Origin of the sequence: Bradyrhizobium sp. 139 (assembly GCF_023074175.1) — a bacterium.
In the GTDB taxonomy this organism is placed as follows: Bacteria; Pseudomonadota; Alphaproteobacteria; order Rhizobiales; family Xanthobacteraceae; genus Bradyrhizobium.
On record NZ_JADPKS010000023.1, the window covers coordinates 31,136 to 46,500 of the forward strand.

Below are 15,365 nucleotides of genomic sequence, written 5' to 3' on the forward strand. Positions count from 1 at the left end.
TTGGCCCGCACAACGAAGCGGTAGCGGTCCCTACTCCTCCGCCTGCGCATTTTCGCTGAGATACGCCTGATAGGCCAGCGTGAGCCCATCCACGAGTGAGGTCTTGGCCCGCCAACCCAGTTTCGCCAACCGGCTGACGTCGAGCAATTTGCGCGGGGTGCCGTCGGGGCGCGAGGTGTCATAGCTGATCTCGCCGGAATAGCCGACGATCGCCGCGACCACGCGAGCAAATTCAGCGATCGTGATGTCCTCGCCGGTGCCGATGTTGACGAGATCGCCGCTCGAATAGGTCTTCATCAGGTGGATGCAGGCGTCCGCCAGATCGCCGACGAAGAGAAATTCGCGCCGCGGCGTGCCGGTGCCCCACACCTCAACGTTCTTCGCCCCCGACATCTTGGCCTCGTGGAAGCGGCAGATCAACGCCGCGACGACGTGGCTGTATTCAGGATGATAATTGTCGCCGCGACCGTAAAGATTGGTCGGCATCACGCTAATGAAGTTTGATCCGTACTGGCTGCGATACGCCTCGATCATCTTGATGCCGGCGATCTTGGCGATCGCGTACGGCTCGTTGGTCGGCTCCAGCGGGCCGGTCAGCATCGACTCTTCGCGCAGCGGCTGGGCTGCGAGCTTTGGATAGATGCAGGATGAGCCGAAAAACATCAGCTTCTCGCATCGATTGACGTGCGCGGCGTGAATGACGTTGGTTGCGATCGCCAGATTATCGTAAAGGAACTCGGCGCGCAGCGTGTTGTTGGCGACGATGCCACCGACTTTGGCGGCAGCAAGGAACACTGCCTGCGGACGCTTTGCAGCGAACCATTTGTCGACAGCGAACTGGTCGCGCAGGTCGACCTCGCTCCGCGACACCGTCAGCAGCTCGACATTTTCCTCTGCCAGCCGCCGCACCAGCGCGGCGCCAACCATGCCGCGATGGCCGGCAACGAAGACGGTCTTACCGGCCAGTTCAAACGGAGTGCTTACCATTGGCAACCTCTCGCCTGGCCTCGAGCAAATCGCCCGCCATCATTTCCTTCACCAGTTGCGCGAACGGGGTCCTGGGTTTCCAACCGAGCTTCTCGCGCGCCTTACTGGGATCGCCGATCAAGAGATCGACCTCGGTGGGACGGAAATAGGTCGGGTCGATCCGCACCACGATCTTTCCTGACTTCTTGTCGATGCCGGTTTCCTCGACGCCCTTGCCCCGCCATTCGACACTGCGGCCGACTTCGGCAAAGGCGAGCTCCACGAACTCCCGCACCGAGCGAGTCTCCCCGGTTGCTAGCACGAAATCGTCGGGCCCGTCGGCCTGCAAGATCATGTGCATGCCTTCGACATAATCCCTGGCATGGCCCCAGTCGCGCTTGGCCTCGATATTGCCGAGATAGAGCATTTCTTCGAGGCCCGTCTCGATACGGGCGACGCCGCGCGTGATCTTGCGGGTGACGAAGGTTTCGCCGCGGATCGGGCTCTCGTGGTTGAACAGGATGCCGTTGCAAGCATACATGCCGTAGGCCTCACGGTAGTTCACCGTAATCCAGTAGCCGTACAATTTTGCGACGCCGTAAGGCGAACGCGGATAGAATGGCGTCGTCTCCTTCTGCGGCACTTCCTGCACGAGGCCGTAGAGTTCGGAGGTGGACGCCTGGTAAAACCGCGTCTCCTTCTCCATGCCGAGAATCCGGATCGCTTCCAACAACCGCAGCGTTCCGATCGCATCCGCGTTCGCGGTGTATTCCGGGCTCTCGAAACTGACCGCGACGTGGCTCTGCGCGGCCAGATTGTAGACCTCGGTCGGCCGGATCTGCTGCATCAGGCGGATCAGATTCGTTGAATCCGTCATGTCGCCGTAATGCATCAGGAACGGCACGTTGCCGGCATGCGGATCCTGGTAGAGATGATCGACGCGGGCGGTGTTGAACGAGGACGAGCGCCGCTTGATGCCGTGGACGGTGTAGCCCAGGCCGAGCAGATACTCGGCGAGATAGGCACCGTCCTGACCAGTGATACCCGTAATCAGCGCGACGCGGCGCTTCGACCTTTCATTCATATTTGCTCACCCGGCTGCACGGTTGTCATTGACGATTTTCCCAGTTTCCCAAATCTATTGGCAATTGCGACGAGGATTCGCAGGATCTCAAGCTCGGGCCCAGTCGGCGAGCCTGCCGCTCGCCAGACTCCAAACAGTGACCCGACATAGGCAAGAACGCTCACGAAAACTACAGCGATCAATCGAGCATAGACGTGAGACTCATGGCCAAAGAATGTGACGAAAGCCCAATTGGTCAGAAGACCGGCAATGATCATTGCGCAGGTGGACAGCACGGTCCTCAGATTCACGAGAAATTGCCGGGAGACAGAAGTGTCGATCAGCTCGCGGACGAGGACCATGTTATATACGACACCGCCGAGCGTAACCGCCACGCGAGCGACAAGCAGGCCAAGTATCCCTCCTACCCACAAGCCGGCAACGATGACAGGCAGCCTCACGATCAGGATCGCAACGTCGCGATGAAACAATCTGCGGGTCTGCCCAAGAGCCAGACCAAGGGGCTGGACGGTCGCGCTGAGCGTATGCAACGCAATTGCGCCACCGAGAAGCTGGATCACGATCGTCGCGCCTGCCCAGGCCTTACCCAGAGCAAGCGGCACGAATTGATCGGCGATCAGCGCGAAGCCGAACCCCGCCGGAAACGCGATCGCGCACAGCATTGATTGCGCCGACAGATAAGCTCGCTGCAGGGCGGCTTTGTCGTCCCTCAGCTTGACGAACGCGGGAAACAGCGTTCCTGCGAGCGGGTTTGTGGCTTCTCTTGTCGGCGTGGCGGCCAGGTCGCTGCCCAGCACATATCCGCCCAGGGCGGATTTCCCGAGAAAATATCCGATGATGATCTGGTCGAAACGCCAGTTCAGCGTGCTGACGGCCTGTCCGAGTGATAGCCACACAGAGAACGACCACAGGGAGCGACTGCCCTTTATCCGGAATTTTGGCCGGAACGGCCGGATCAAATAGGAGGCGACGACGTCGACGAGATTGGCGGCGACGGCCCCGGCGATCAGCGCCCAATAGCTCTTGAAGCAAATGGCGATCCCAGAGGAGACCAGAACGGTTGCGAGCGCCCGGCTGATGCTCGTCACAAATTCCTGCCAGAAGACGAGTTGACGCTGCATCATTGCGAGCATCGGATTTCGAAGACCGGATATCGCAATCGAGCAGCTCAGGACCAACAGGATCGGAACCAAACGGCCGTCGCCGTAGGACAATGACACCGGATAAGCGAGTAACGACAGCAGGAGTGCGAGCAAGCAAGCGCGAGCCATGCTCAACGTCCACGCGGCGTGGAATTGGTCTTCAGTTGGGGCCTTGTGGTGAATGAGCGCCGATGTCAGGGACAGTTCGGTCATCGACGTCAGGATAGCAATGATGGCCGTCGCGACGGCAACCAGGCCGAAATCTTCCGGCGTGAGCATTCTCGCCAATATGAGCGTGTTCATGAAGCCGAGACTGGCGACTACCAGCCGGCTCACGCCGATCCAGGCAGCTCCGATGGCGATTGAATTTTTCGACAAAGGAAGCCCCGCATGCGCACCAGTAGCGACCATTTTCAACGCTCGTTCATTGACAGATGGTTTCCAGCGCGCGCTCGAAGATGTCAGGCGCAACCTCGAAATCGAATGGACTGGGTCCAAACGTGCCCTGCGGGCGCGTTCCGTTGCTGGGTCCCACAATGTAAGAATATTCCGCGCCCGCGGATGTTGCGATCGTGTAGTAGTAGGGATGCACGTGGTCTGAGGGTATCAGCTCGAGGACCCTTGTCCCCGGTGAGCAGAATACGAGATTTGTCAGGCCTGCACCATGTGGGCCAACGACAATCGAGCATTCCGAGAAAAACGTCGCTTCATCCTCGACATCAGCAAAGTCGTAGACTTGGAAGCCGAACTTTTTCAGCACAGGCATCAGCTCTTCTTCGTTGGCGACCTTCCTTTGCCCTTTGCGCGGAACGTATACGCGCCTGTCGTGACGAAGCGGCGACTTGGCTACCTGCGAGCGGAAGAACTCAGTGAGCCACGGCGCATAGTTCCGCCGCAAGCCCGGAAACGAAGTGCCGATCACGAGATCGGCCTGGATATCGTCCTGGCCTGCCCACACGCACTTGTGCATTGAAATTCCAAGCCGGCGAACGAGTTTGGCTGCTGTTTCGGATGTCGGTTTGGGCAAATAGATATAATCCACGTCATCGAGCGATAGGCCACTGTTCCGGAAAAGCGCCAGGCGTCCCAGGCAATCGAGGAGGAAGTGCCCATAGTTCCCTCCGGCGAAATCACTCGCCAGCGCGAGACAGGTGCCGCTCAGCGGCAGCGGTGTTCCGTAGGCAATTGATCTTGGATGGCGCGAGAAAGACGATCCGTACCAGGTGCTCTCGTAGAGCAGCGATCCATCTTCTGTCACGAGCCAACCGTCGGGACCGAGGATGCGGGCGTTGTTCAGGCTGAGAACGCCCAGCTCAGGCATTCTATTGTCAACGCTTTCACCGAACCCTGCGTCGCGGCTGCCGAATCGAATCGGCGCCCTCCGCGCTAGCACCTCTTCTTCGACTGCAGTCAGCCAGGTGTGCGGATGTTCGCTTCGCCACGTGCGATGATCGCAGAGCCGGCTCGGGCTGCCGCGCAATGCACCACGGAGGATTTGCCTGACGGCCCGAACCTTGGAGTTCATGGACGATTACCTTTGCAAGACACCGCTTGTGGCGGGTAAGCCCACACGAGGGGGCTCACCTGCCACAGCCAAAGCAAAACTCAGACCGACATCGGACAGCTTGCCGATCCGAACCAGCGCTACTCGGCCTGATCCAGATCACGATGAGTTGTACTTGCGCCGGATCCCGATCAGCGTCCCACATGCAGCGACAATAGACGGCAAGATCGGGCTTTTTTTGGTTGGATCAGCGTAGTGTCGCAGGCAACGGGGACTTCTTTGGGGCCAACCTCGCCCGCAACGTCAGCCGTCAATTTGCTGCCCAGCAGATAGTTGCCCTCGCGCGGCACGGCCGGCAGCGCAAATTCGATTACACTGACGCCACCGTCCCCTTCCTTGCGAGAGACCGGTTGCAGCGGCTTCTTCGCCGATGCAACGATGGCGCCGGTCGTTTCGTCGAAGATGTATACCTGAAGCGTTCGATTTGTCGGATAGTCATCCGGAATCTTGATCGGAACTTCGATCTTGAGCGGATCGGTCGTGTTCAGCGACAATACCCCTGCATTCGGCTTCTTGTCCGCTACCACCTTCGTCACGTCGAGGAATGTCGGCTTCGGCATATCGTTGAGCGCTGCCGTATATCCAAAATCGTTCGGATCGGGTGTCACGTCGCTCGGACCACATTTCCGGCCTCCCCGCTCGGACGTTGTGAACTGGCACACACGAACGTAGTCGATCTTGAACGTCTGCGGGAAAGCCGCGTCATCGATCCCGTGCCGGCCTGCCCAAGCCGCTCCGCCGACAGCGAAATTAAAATCGATATGCGCCGGCGGCCCCAGTTGGTCGTCCTTCCTGAGCCACTGGTACGTGCGCGTGTAGATGAGGCGGCCGTCCCAGAAGAACGAAATGCGGTCAGGCGCCCAAACGAAACCGGCAATATGCCAATCCTTATTCAGGTCCTCCTTGCTGACCATGTCCTGAAACCTGAGCACGAACGAGTTGTCCACGTAGGTGTAGGACTGCGGCGTCCACTTGTCCTTGCTCATGGCGTTCGAGTGCAGCATGTTCGGCTTGTCTTCCACGCCGTTGATGACATACTCGAAAATGTCGATCTCCGGTGGATGCCAAAATTTTCCATCGATGTCGTAATCGGCTTCGAGCCAGAATGCCGGCCACGATCCCCGCGCATTTGGAAGAAAGACCCGCGCCTCATAGTAGCCGTAATAGAATGTCTGGTGGCTTCGGATCATCGCGGAATCGAACGTGTCCGACGCCTCATTCTTTTTTGCAGTCAGACTCAGGACACCTCCGGACACCACGTGATTGTCGCGGTAGCGCTGCTTTTCGTCGTTGAACCGGTCCATCGTTTCGTTGTTGTAGATGTACCGGGTCGCCCATTTGGTTCGATCAAGCTTGTCGCCATTGAACTCGTCCGAAAACACCAGCTCCCAGCCGGCGCACCACGCTGGCGTTGCCGATCCGAGCGCAAGAACTATCGAGGCAACACAAAGGACTTGCCTGCGCGCGACTGCGATCATCATCGAGATCCTTTCGGTTCGGCTGTTGGCTCCGGCGGGGACGCTGTGCCGGCCCAATGCGCAAAGACGATGGCAACGGTGACGCTGCCACGCCGCGAGCCGGCGCGCTCAAGCACACGGCCCTGCTGCTTTTTCCCGAGTAGATGTTCAACTTGCGATCGTTTTGAGGCGATGACTTGTCGACTGCTCAAGGACATTTGACTGCTCCCCAATCAGGTTCCCTCGTTCGCTGTCGCGTCCTCCATGATCGGCCGAACTACCGGCTTCACCTTCGAGATCTTATCAATCCGTTTTCGAATCTGTCCCGTCGCCTTCACTTCAAGGAACCGATGGCTGATCGTTGCAACGATAAGCGACGGCGGAAGCGAGAGCAGGAAGAACACCAGTTGCGACCCGTGGCCCAACGCATCGACCATACCGGTTCGATACATGATTAGCTTGATCCCGGCCATGACGAGCGGCGGCCAGAGATAGAAACTGAAGCTGATCGTACCCAACCACTGCATGACCTGCCAACGGAGCATTCTTCCGAACGGACCGTTTCCGAGGGACATGCCCAGCAGGAAAATGGTCCCAAAGACGCCACCAAGAACGACAAATGGAAAAGCAGAGATCCAGTCATGGAATGAGAGATGCGCCGGCGTGACAAAGCCCACGTAATCCGTTGCGCTGACAAGCTCGAGGCCCCTCCAGACAGTCAAGAACAGCACGAAGAAGATAGCCGGGCATTTCGCCAAGGATTGCAATAACGTCGACGATAGACACTTCTCCGCAACAAGCACGCCGCCGATCATCAGGAGCGCGCGGGGGTAGTACACGACGAAGATCAGCGAACCGGCGGCCAGCGTCAACGCCAGCGGCCGACTGAAGCCGCTGATCAGGAAGACGACGGCGCATACGCCATAGAACAGGAATTCGTATCCGAGCGACCACGCAGCAGGATTGATTTGAATGACGTCAATAAATGGAGGCGGTGCCAGCAGATTTGCGCCCACCAGCAGCAGACTTTGACCCTTTCCTGAAAGCCAGCCGAAAATCGCAATCGCGATAACCGTAACCCAGAGGACCGGAAGAATCCTCGCATAGCGGTCAAGGATAAAGGTCACGACCGAGGATGCTCGATACAGGCTTGGCAGAATGACGATTCCGCTGATGCCGAAAAAAAACTCGACACCGAACTTTCCGGTCTGCAGCGCTTCTCCAAACAGCCCCCTGGCAAACAACTCGAACGTCGGGAGTCCGGAATGAACAACGTGATAGACGAATACCATGAGGCAAAACAAACCTCTGGCGCCATGAACGTAAGGGTTAAATCTTGCGCTCGTGTCGTGTTCCATGTGGAAGTTGCTACCGGCTCTAGTATAGAGGGTTAACAGCCTCACGAGCGAGACCAAGGTCGATCGCGATTGTTGTCCCGCGCCGCCCAAGCGGACACTACCAACGGAGGCGCAAAGAAACAGGAATCGACGAGTCCGAACATGGTGAGCCTCGATACATTCCCAGCCAGAAGCTCGTCTAACAAGCGCGCTACAGCAGCGTCAAGTGACGAGAGCAACAGCGTCATTTTCGCGCATATCGCCTTCATTCTGTGCATTTGCATGCAGCGCTTCGGACTCCTCGTAGGAACCGGACAGATCTTCTTTTCGTTGTTCGGATTCTTTGCGCTCGTCGCGTGGGGACGGTGGGTTGGTCTTGTGCGCCTACGCGGGCCGCAGACTCTCGCGTTCGGACTTGTCGTCATCTGGTTTCTCGTCAGCGCAGTCGCCGCAGCCGAATCTCCTGATCGCGGTGTGGAGACCAGCCCGGCGTCGCTTGCGATGGTTCTTGTCACGAATTCGATCTTCCTATTCGGACCCTCAACAAGATTCTCGAACGAGGCCGTCCTTCCCACTTTCCTGTTCTATGTTCGCTTGTGCGCCGTTCTGGCCATCGTTCAGATTGTCTTCCAGTTCGGCGGCATACGCATCTTCTCATTCAAGGATGCAATCCCGGCGCTTGATCCGATCCTCGTTGAATCTGCGTACAATCAAAATGCGGTGGAATTTTATGGGTCCTTGAATCGACGCGCGAACGGGTTTTTCCCGATGGAGCCCGGAGCACTATCCCAATTACTCGCTATAGGTGTAATCGTCGATGTCTTCCTTTTGCGGCGATTTAGCTATCTCCCGCTGTACGCCATCTCATACGTCCTGACTCGATCCGGATCGGGCCTCTTGGTGCTCGCCGTGTCACTCGGCGTCTATCCCCTGATTGCTCCGCTCAAATCGCTGCGCGTTATCGCCATTGGAGTGATCGCTGTCTTGATGATCGGAACTGCCTACCTCGTTGCGCCGGAACCCTTCGATCCTATCGTTAATAGATTGGACGAATTCGGTTCAACCAAGTCGAGCGGCTATGCACGCTACGTCGCACAATTACAGACCTGGAACTATCTCTTTCAGACCGACAGAGTGCTTATCGGCTCCGGGCCCGGCGGATTGGAGCGGTCGCCTGCCTACTTTGGCGGCAGCGGAAATCCCGTTCTCAAGCTCGTCGCAGATTATGGAATTATTGGGCTTATACTTTTCCTGTTTTATCTCCTCCTCTCGATATTCAGGAAAGACAACTCGATGCTCGCATTGACGATGCTGGCTTGCTATCAGCTCGGCGGCGGCAACCTCGCCATGGCTCCATTTCTGATCATGATGGCAATGCTGTGCGTATGGTCGCAGCCGCCAGGCGCCCGTCTGAGGTCGATCCACCGTCCAGATTCCGTCCAACGGATGCAGTCCAGCCCTGCCCCAATCATCGAATGACGCGGAATACACCGAGCAAAGCGCGCAACCATTTCGGCCGCTGGGCGGGCACGTACCGCAAGCTCACGAGGGCACGTCGAAAGTACCGCGGACTGATCAGCACGCACAAAATCCAGCCCAGCAACGATATGCGCTGGGATCTAGAGAACCCTTGCGGAGTCGCAACGGCCCGAAGCGCATCGGCCGCGATACGCAATGCGCTGTCCTGGGCGATTGGATGGAGATCTGGCCGCAGCTTGAACGACGCGGTCCGCAAACAAAGAAATATGACATTTCTGTTGAGCGCATCGGACGCCACCAGTAGTTTCTCGGTGCTCGCGATCTCGGTAAAGAATTTGTAGCGCCGCCGCGTGAGGTTGATCTCTCTCGCAAAGCGGGTATCGTCCAGTTGAAGGAAGGCCCCGTGATTGAGGCCGTGCACGCGATAGTCAGCCAAGGGCTTTGTGATCGTCACGATATGACCACACGCGGGAGCGGCCGCCAGCAGATAACTGTCCGGCGCCCGGTCGACAAAGTCGGATTCAAAGCCGAAAACACGCTCGACAAACCATCTTGGGTAGGCATTTCCCGACCCCGGCGGCGTCGGATAGGCACCGGTCATCGTCATCCACCTGAGAATGTCCTCCGAGGCTGGACGGGAGAAGAACTGCGGCAGGACATTTCCAGTCGGCTGCCCCTTTGCGTCGATAACGCGCATCTGAAACTGATATTTGCTCGCAACCTCCGACCACACGGATGCAATCTCCGTCATCACATCGGGATGCAGCGCATCGTCCGAGTCGAGAAATATGATGACGTCGCCGGAGGATCTGCGAAAGCCGTTCACACAAGACGGCATCTGCCCGGCGTTCGCCTGGCTGATGATCGCGACCTGGTCTGCAAATTCGTTGATGACGTCAAGCGAAGTGTCCGTCGAACCGTCATCAACGACGACCACTTCGACTTTCGGCCATCGTATATCCAGTGCGCTGCGGATCGCAGATCCCACGTAAGCGGCGTAGTTGTGATTCGGAATGATGACGGAAAGGCTCGGTAGGTTCGCCAGTTCGGCGCCCCGCACCACAGTGTGTCTTGGTGTCGGCTTCAGCATTGGACGCCGAGAATACTCGTGTTGAGGATACTCATCATATGACTGCCGACACATGTTCAACAGATGTTCAGTGACCAAACACTCTGTCTACGAAAGAGTGCACTCTCTAGCATGGGCTTTCCATCGCAAGGAAGAGGCAGGTTTCGATTTTTGCGATCAAATGGAACAATTTGTTTGTCATTCTGTTGCCGCAACTGCAACGCTATCCATGCAGAATGAGCAGTGAAGATGTGTAGTAAAGATGCGTGACGACCGATCGACGAGCTCAGATGGTTTCGTGGCGATATCCGTGGCGGTCGTTTCATCGCTACTCGCAACGACGGCCGATGCACAACTTTTCAGCTACGGCCGTACATCTCCACCGATGTATGGCGGCTCCGGCATTTCGACTCGGCCTTCGAGTTCAATCCGGCCCATGGAAGGCACTTACGCTCCAAATCACAAGACGCCGGACGGGAAGCTTTGCATATCGGTCAATCCGCTGACGCACCCGCAAACTATGAATCCTAAGATCATCGACCAAATGGTTCTGGTTCAAAACATTTGCGGCGAATCGATCCGGGTTCAAGTTTGCTATGCCGGCAGTTCCGATTGCATCGTTGTTCCGCTCGCAGGCTACCAGAAGCTGCAGAGGACGCTGGGAGTCGCGGCTGGGTCAACCAGCTTTCAATTTGAGTATCGCGAACTCTATTGAGCTCGCCGATGCAGACGAGCGGTCCTGGCTGGAATGCAGTCCACAAATATTACGAGCAATATGCGAGCTTCTCGCGGGCCCGCTCCTTTTGTCCACCTCATGCTGCCAAGCATCGTGGCATTGTCGATGACTCTGGCAGAACCGATGATCTCGAGAACGTCAGACGCACTGCGGGTCACAATCATGTTATCGCCGCATGATCAACGGATGGCCAACCAACTGCTGTCCCGATTGTCCGCTTATGTGCAGCAGCGGCAAGCTTTCGGCACCCAGCAAACGCTCTGCACATCAAGCCATCGTGCGCTTTGGAGGCACAGCTCTTGCAACGGCACGTAGTGCAACTCATCGATCTCCTTCGCTCAGTCGATTACGCCCGGACTGAAATTCTTCCCACTTGATTCGGTATCCTCACTCACGTTGACCCTCGAGCACATGTCCAATCCTACTCAGGCTATCGTATTCGGAGGCGCAGGCTTCATCGGTACACATCTGATGACGCGTTTGGTCGTTTCCAGGAGCTATAACCGGATCGTCTCGGTCGATATCGGCAAGCCGAGGGCGCAGGTCGATGGCGTCGAATATGTCCATCATGACGTCCGTGAGCCGATCGATCCGAAGCTCGGGGGCGGAATGCCTGCCGATATCTTCAACCTGGCTGCGATCCACGTCACTCCGGGTCACCCGGAGGGTGACTATTATTATACAAACGTGCTCGGCGCGGTGAACGTCTGCCGATTTGCGAAGGAGACGGGCAGCCGGAATGTCATCTTCACCAGCTCGATATCCATCTACGGCCCGACCGAAGCCCCGCTCGACGAGGATGCGACGCCGGCCCCGGTCAGCGCCTATGGACGCTCCAAATTCTCGGCCGAAGCGATCCATCGCCTGTGGCAGTCGGAGGCCCCGGACAGGCGGCTCACGATCGTTCGCCCCGCCGTGATCTACGGACGCTACGAGCGAGGCAATTTCACGCGATTGTCGAGGCTTCTCGAGAGGCGGGCCTTCATCTATCCCGGCCGAACCGACACGATCAAGTCGTGCGGCTACGTGAAGGATCTGGTCTCGTCTATGTTGTTCATGGCGCTCCGCAACGACAGTCTCTCGATCTACAATTTCTGCTACGAGCACCGTTACACCATCAGCGAGATCTGCTCTGCCTTCTCCCAAGCCGCCGATTACGCCAAGCCAACCATAACCATTCCGGTATGGCTGATGAATCTCGCGGTACTTCCATTCGAGATACTGCACGCTGTCGGCATCAAGACCGGCATAAATCGCGACCGGATCAGGAAGTTGTGGTTTTCTACAAATATTTTGCCGAAACGGCTGGTCGCAAGCGGGTTCAGATTCGATTACGACCTGGCAAGCTCGCTTGCGGAATGGAAACTGGAGTCCTCCATCAAGGATTTTGATTGAGACGTCGACCGCTTGATTTTTCGAGCATCCGGACGAATTCAATTCACGTAACCGATGCTCGCCATCGCAGCGGATGCGCCGAAAACGGGCTCCCCGGTAGTCGTGCCGTTCGCGTTCGATTGGAAGGCTGAGACAGGATGCGTTTTTGCCCATTGCGGTTTTCGATCCACCTGCTCGCCATCGGCCACACTCAGGCCGATATTGCATTGCAGAATCTGTGGGGTCGTCCGCGTTGTTCCATCTGTTAGGCACGGGATCACGTCCTTATCCAGCAGATCGGCGAAAGATGACGTAAGCGGTGCAAATTGTCTTAATCCTGAAAGTCGCGGTCCTGGGCGGGTTGGCGGAGATGTGCATTATGACGATTTTGCGGCGAGCGGAACCGGCAATGGCGCCCAGCGGCGTTGCCAAAAATTGCTCAGCCTCCAATTACTCAAGCAATCTGACTGGCTGTTCCACCGTTGGTGTCGGCGGCGCCGGTCAACTCTCGACCGCCGCGACCTCGACCACTGTATCCGCCGTGTCGAACTCTTGCTGACGTCAGGCCGTTGGATGCGACGCTTTACACGTTCACGGATTCAGCGCGGCGGCAAGGCGAGCCTGCCACGCGTTGCAATCTACAACACGTTCACGTAGGGCCGGATGCTTCAAACCAAAATCACATCTCGTGAGATCGAATCCACTGCGGCCGAGGCCCCGTCGCTGGAGCAGACGATCTCTTCTGCGCTTGCGCTGGTCAGCCGGCAGTATCCCGTGATGATCTTCACGCTGCTCCTGTGCATCTGTCTTGCCGGAGTCTACGTGTTCACGGCACCAAAACGATATACCGGAACAGCTATCCTGATGATCGATAGCCGCAAAATGCAGGGCCTGCAGACGCAAGCGCAGACAACCGGCACCGACAACCCGATCGACTCGGCGATGGTTGATAGTCAGGTCGAACTCCTCAAGTCCGAAGCGATCGCTTCCAAAGTCATCAAGGACCTGAAGCTTGTGGCGTCGTCAGAGTTTATGAGCGACGGCGCCGGAGTGCTCAGCACCATCAGCAACACGATTTCCGGATTATTTTCCGAATCGAAGCCTCCGACGCAAGAACAACTGCTGCGCGGAGCTCTCGCTCGTTTTGCAAACGGCCTCAGCATCAAGCGGGTCGGTGTGAGCTATGTTATTGAGATCTCCTTTCAAGCGTTATCGCAGGAGCAGGCCGCGCAGATCGCCAACGCGGTCGCCGACGACTATATCGTGGACTCGCTCGAGTCGAAATATCAGGCCTCTAGGCGCGCGGCGGTCTGGCTGCAGGACCGATTGAAGGAACTGCGGTCGCAGGCGTCCACCGCCGAACGGACCGTCGCCGACTTCAAGGCCAAAAACAATATCATCGACGCAGGCGGGCGACTGCTCACCGAGCAGCAACTCGCCGAAATCAACACTTCGCTGACAACTGCTCGTAGCCAGCGTGCCGAGGCCCAGGCCAAGCTCGAACGCATCACATCGATATTGAATGCGGACAACGAGGATTCAAAGGTCATTCTGAGCGACTTGGCGACCGTGAGCGAGACGATGGGCAACCCGGTGATCACCAAATTGCGCCAGACCTATCTCGAGTACGCGGCCAAGCAGGCGGATTGGTCGAACCGGTATGGATCGGCCCATCTGGCCGTTGTCAATTTGCGCAACCAGATGCGCGAAATTCGACGCTCGATTATCGACGAACTGCGACGTACGGCCGAGGTGTACAAAAGCGACCTTGAAATCGCCAAGTCACGCGAAGAGTCAAGCCAGAAGAGCTTGAATGATACCATCGCGGTGTCGAACAATACCGGCCAAGCGCAAATCATCCTGAGGGATTTGGAAAGCAACGCGCAGAGCGCCCGCGCGTTGTCTGACAACTTCCTGCAGTTGTACATGGTCTCGGTTCAGCAGCAGTCGTTTCCCATCACCGAAGCGAGGGTGATCACCCAGGCTGCGTCGACTCTTCCCAACAAGACCTCGCCGAAGACGACACTCATCCTGCTTGCAGCGTTCGTGGGCGGATCGATTCTTGCGGGCATCGTCGCAGTCCTGCTCGACATGATGGATCGCGTCTTCCGAACTGCTTCTCAAGTCGAACGGTTCGTGCACACAAGCTGTCTCGCTTCAATTCCGGTCATAGAGCAAGGTGCCGTGAATGCTACTTCTACGCAGCCCAGCAAAGCGGCCTGGCGGTTCGGCAAACGCGGCAAGTCCAAACCGCAGCAGGCGCCGCCGGGTTACGGAGGACCCGGCGCGATGTTGCCACTCCAGGGATCGGCACCGGGTTCTAGCCAGGCGCGGCCGCATCGCGACCGTTTGCTTTCGACTGAGGAGAGCGTCGGGCGATACGTGATCAACGCGCCGTTTTCGCGGTTCGCGGAGGGATTTCGATCAATCAAGCTGGCCAGCGATCTTGCAAATTACGGTTCAGCGTCTAACAAGGTTTTGGGAATTACCTCCGCCCTTCCGAACGAGGGCAAGTCAACCATCAGCGAAGCGCTGGCACAGACGCTTGCCCAAAGCGGCTGCCGGACACTGCTGATCGACGGTGATATTCGCAATCCGAGCCTCACCGCAAGACTTACGCCGGCTGCGCCGGTTGGCTTGATCCATGTCATCGTCGGCCAAGCCGACTGGAAGGATGTGGTCTGGATCGACCCGCAGACAAATCTGCATTTTCTTCCTTGTGCTATAACTTCGCGCTTCTCGAATTCGAGCGACCTGCTGGCGTCCCCGCAAATGGAGCACCTGTTCCAACAGCTGCGCCAACACTATGATCGAATCGTTCTCGATCTTAGCCCGCTGGCGCCGGTCGTCGATGTTCGGGCGACTGGAGGGCTGGCCAATTCCTATATACTCGTCATCGAATGGGCGAAGTCGAAAGTCGATATCGTCGAGCGGGTGCTAAGTGAAACGCCGATTGTGCGCGACCGCTTGCTCGGTACGGTTCTTAACAAAGTGAATGTCTCGGTGATGAGCCGCTACGATACGTACGGCGGAGCCTACTATCGTAATCGGTACTACAAGAGGTATGGTTACGTCGATTAACATAAACGCTTCATCTGGACGTGGAGGGTGTTCTACGGCGGCCGGATCGGATCTGCCCCGCCGGACTTGAGCGACA

At 57.4% G+C, this 15,365-nt stretch carries 11 protein-coding genes; 4 read left to right on the forward strand and 7 right to left on the reverse strand.

What is annotated here, in order from left to right; genetic code table 11:
- Positions 1-30: 30 nt before the first annotated feature.
- The 6 genes from IVA80_RS05705 to IVA80_RS05730 form a co-directional block, all read right to left on the reverse strand.
- Positions 31-987, reverse strand: a complete 957-nt coding sequence (locus tag IVA80_RS05705) for a GDP-L-fucose synthase (protein WP_276006876.1) — start codon at positions 985-987, stop codon at positions 31-33.
- Complete coding sequence (gene gmd, locus IVA80_RS05710) at positions 968-2,050, reverse strand: GDP-mannose 4,6-dehydratase (protein ID WP_247351167.1); 1,083 nt, start codon at positions 2,048-2,050, stop codon at positions 968-970. Before gmd ends, IVA80_RS05705 begins: the two co-directional genes overlap by 20 nt.
- On the reverse strand, positions 2,047-3,603 hold the full coding sequence (locus IVA80_RS05715; protein WP_247426435.1) for a lipopolysaccharide biosynthesis protein: 1,557 nt from the start codon (positions 3,601-3,603) through the stop codon (positions 2,047-2,049). The genes gmd and IVA80_RS05715 overlap by 4 nt, the downstream gene beginning before the upstream one ends.
- Before the next feature lie 13 nt (positions 3,604-3,616).
- Positions 3,617-4,717, reverse strand: coding sequence for a glycosyltransferase family 61 protein (locus IVA80_RS05720; RefSeq protein WP_247426437.1), 1,101 nt, complete (start codon positions 4,715-4,717; stop codon positions 3,617-3,619).
- Positions 4,718-4,887: 170 nt separating this feature from the next.
- Positions 4,888-6,237, reverse strand: coding sequence for a glycoside hydrolase family 16 protein (locus IVA80_RS05725; protein ID WP_247426439.1), 1,350 nt, complete (start codon positions 6,235-6,237; stop codon positions 4,888-4,890).
- A 209-nt stretch (positions 6,238-6,446) separates the two neighbouring features.
- Positions 6,447-7,571 (reverse strand): acyltransferase, encoded by a 1,125-nt coding sequence (locus IVA80_RS05730; RefSeq protein WP_247426442.1) that lies wholly within the window; start codon positions 7,569-7,571, stop codon positions 6,447-6,449.
- Positions 7,572-7,712: 141 nt separating this feature from the next.
- Between IVA80_RS05730 and IVA80_RS05735 the strand changes: the two genes are divergently transcribed.
- Positions 7,713-9,029: a hypothetical protein gene (locus IVA80_RS05735; RefSeq protein WP_247426445.1), complete on the forward strand. Its 1,317-nt coding sequence runs from the start codon at positions 7,713-7,715 to the stop codon at positions 9,027-9,029.
- Here IVA80_RS05735 and IVA80_RS05740 read toward each other — a convergent pair.
- Complete coding sequence (locus IVA80_RS05740) at positions 9,019-10,119, reverse strand: glycosyltransferase family 2 protein (RefSeq protein WP_247426447.1); 1,101 nt, start codon at positions 10,117-10,119, stop codon at positions 9,019-9,021. The two genes, IVA80_RS05735 and IVA80_RS05740, sit on opposite strands and share 11 nt — an antisense overlap.
- 289 nt (positions 10,120-10,408) lie before the next feature.
- On the opposite strand from IVA80_RS05740, the gene IVA80_RS05745 reads away from it, so the two are divergent.
- The 3 genes from IVA80_RS05745 to IVA80_RS05755 all read left to right on the forward strand — a co-directional run bounded on the left by IVA80_RS05745 (position 10,409) and on the right by IVA80_RS05755 (position 15,289).
- The gene (locus tag IVA80_RS05745) at positions 10,409-10,813 is read left to right on the forward strand and encodes a hypothetical protein (protein WP_247426450.1); all 405 of its coding nucleotides are present in this window, start codon (positions 10,409-10,411) and stop codon (positions 10,811-10,813) included.
- Positions 10,814-11,245: 432 nt separating this feature from the next.
- On the forward strand, positions 11,246-12,229 hold the full coding sequence (locus tag IVA80_RS05750; RefSeq protein WP_256467346.1) for an NAD-dependent epimerase/dehydratase family protein: 984 nt from the start codon (positions 11,246-11,248) through the stop codon (positions 12,227-12,229).
- 642 nt (positions 12,230-12,871) lie between these two features.
- Positions 12,872-15,289, forward strand: a complete 2,418-nt coding sequence (locus IVA80_RS05755) for a polysaccharide biosynthesis tyrosine autokinase (protein ID WP_247426456.1) — start codon at positions 12,872-12,874, stop codon at positions 15,287-15,289.
- Positions 15,290-15,365 lie beyond the last annotated feature (76 nt).

Excerpts from the sequence above, each read along its gene's own strand:
- IVA80_RS05705 (WP_276006876.1), bottom strand. The coding sequence starts at position 987 with ATGGTAAGCACTCCGTTTGAACTGGCCGGTAAGACCGTCTTCGTTGCC.
- gmd (WP_247351167.1), bottom strand. The coding sequence starts at position 2,050 with ATGAATGAAAGGTCGAAGCGCCGCGTCGCGCTGATTACGGGTATCACT.
- IVA80_RS05725 (WP_247426439.1), bottom strand. The coding sequence starts at position 6,237 with ATGATGATCGCAGTCGCGCGCAGGCAAGTCCTTTGTGTTGCCTCGATA.
- IVA80_RS05755 (WP_247426456.1), top strand. The coding sequence starts at position 12,872 with ATGCTTCAAACCAAAATCACATCTCGTGAGATCGAATCCACTGCGGCC.
- IVA80_RS05730 (WP_247426442.1), bottom strand. The coding sequence starts at position 7,571 with ATGGAACACGACACGAGCGCAAGATTTAACCCTTACGTTCATGGCGCC.
- IVA80_RS05720 (WP_247426437.1), bottom strand. The coding sequence starts at position 4,717 with ATGAACTCCAAGGTTCGGGCCGTCAGGCAAATCCTCCGTGGTGCATTG.
- IVA80_RS05750 (WP_256467346.1), top strand. The coding sequence starts at position 11,246 with ATGTCCAATCCTACTCAGGCTATCGTATTCGGAGGCGCAGGCTTCATC.
- IVA80_RS05715 (WP_247426435.1), bottom strand. The coding sequence starts at position 3,603 with ATGGTCGCTACTGGTGCGCATGCGGGGCTTCCTTTGTCGAAAAATTCA.
- IVA80_RS05735 (WP_247426445.1), top strand. The coding sequence starts at position 7,713 with ATGGTGAGCCTCGATACATTCCCAGCCAGAAGCTCGTCTAACAAGCGC.
- IVA80_RS05740 (WP_247426447.1), bottom strand. The coding sequence starts at position 10,119 with ATGCTGAAGCCGACACCAAGACACACTGTGGTGCGGGGCGCCGAACTG.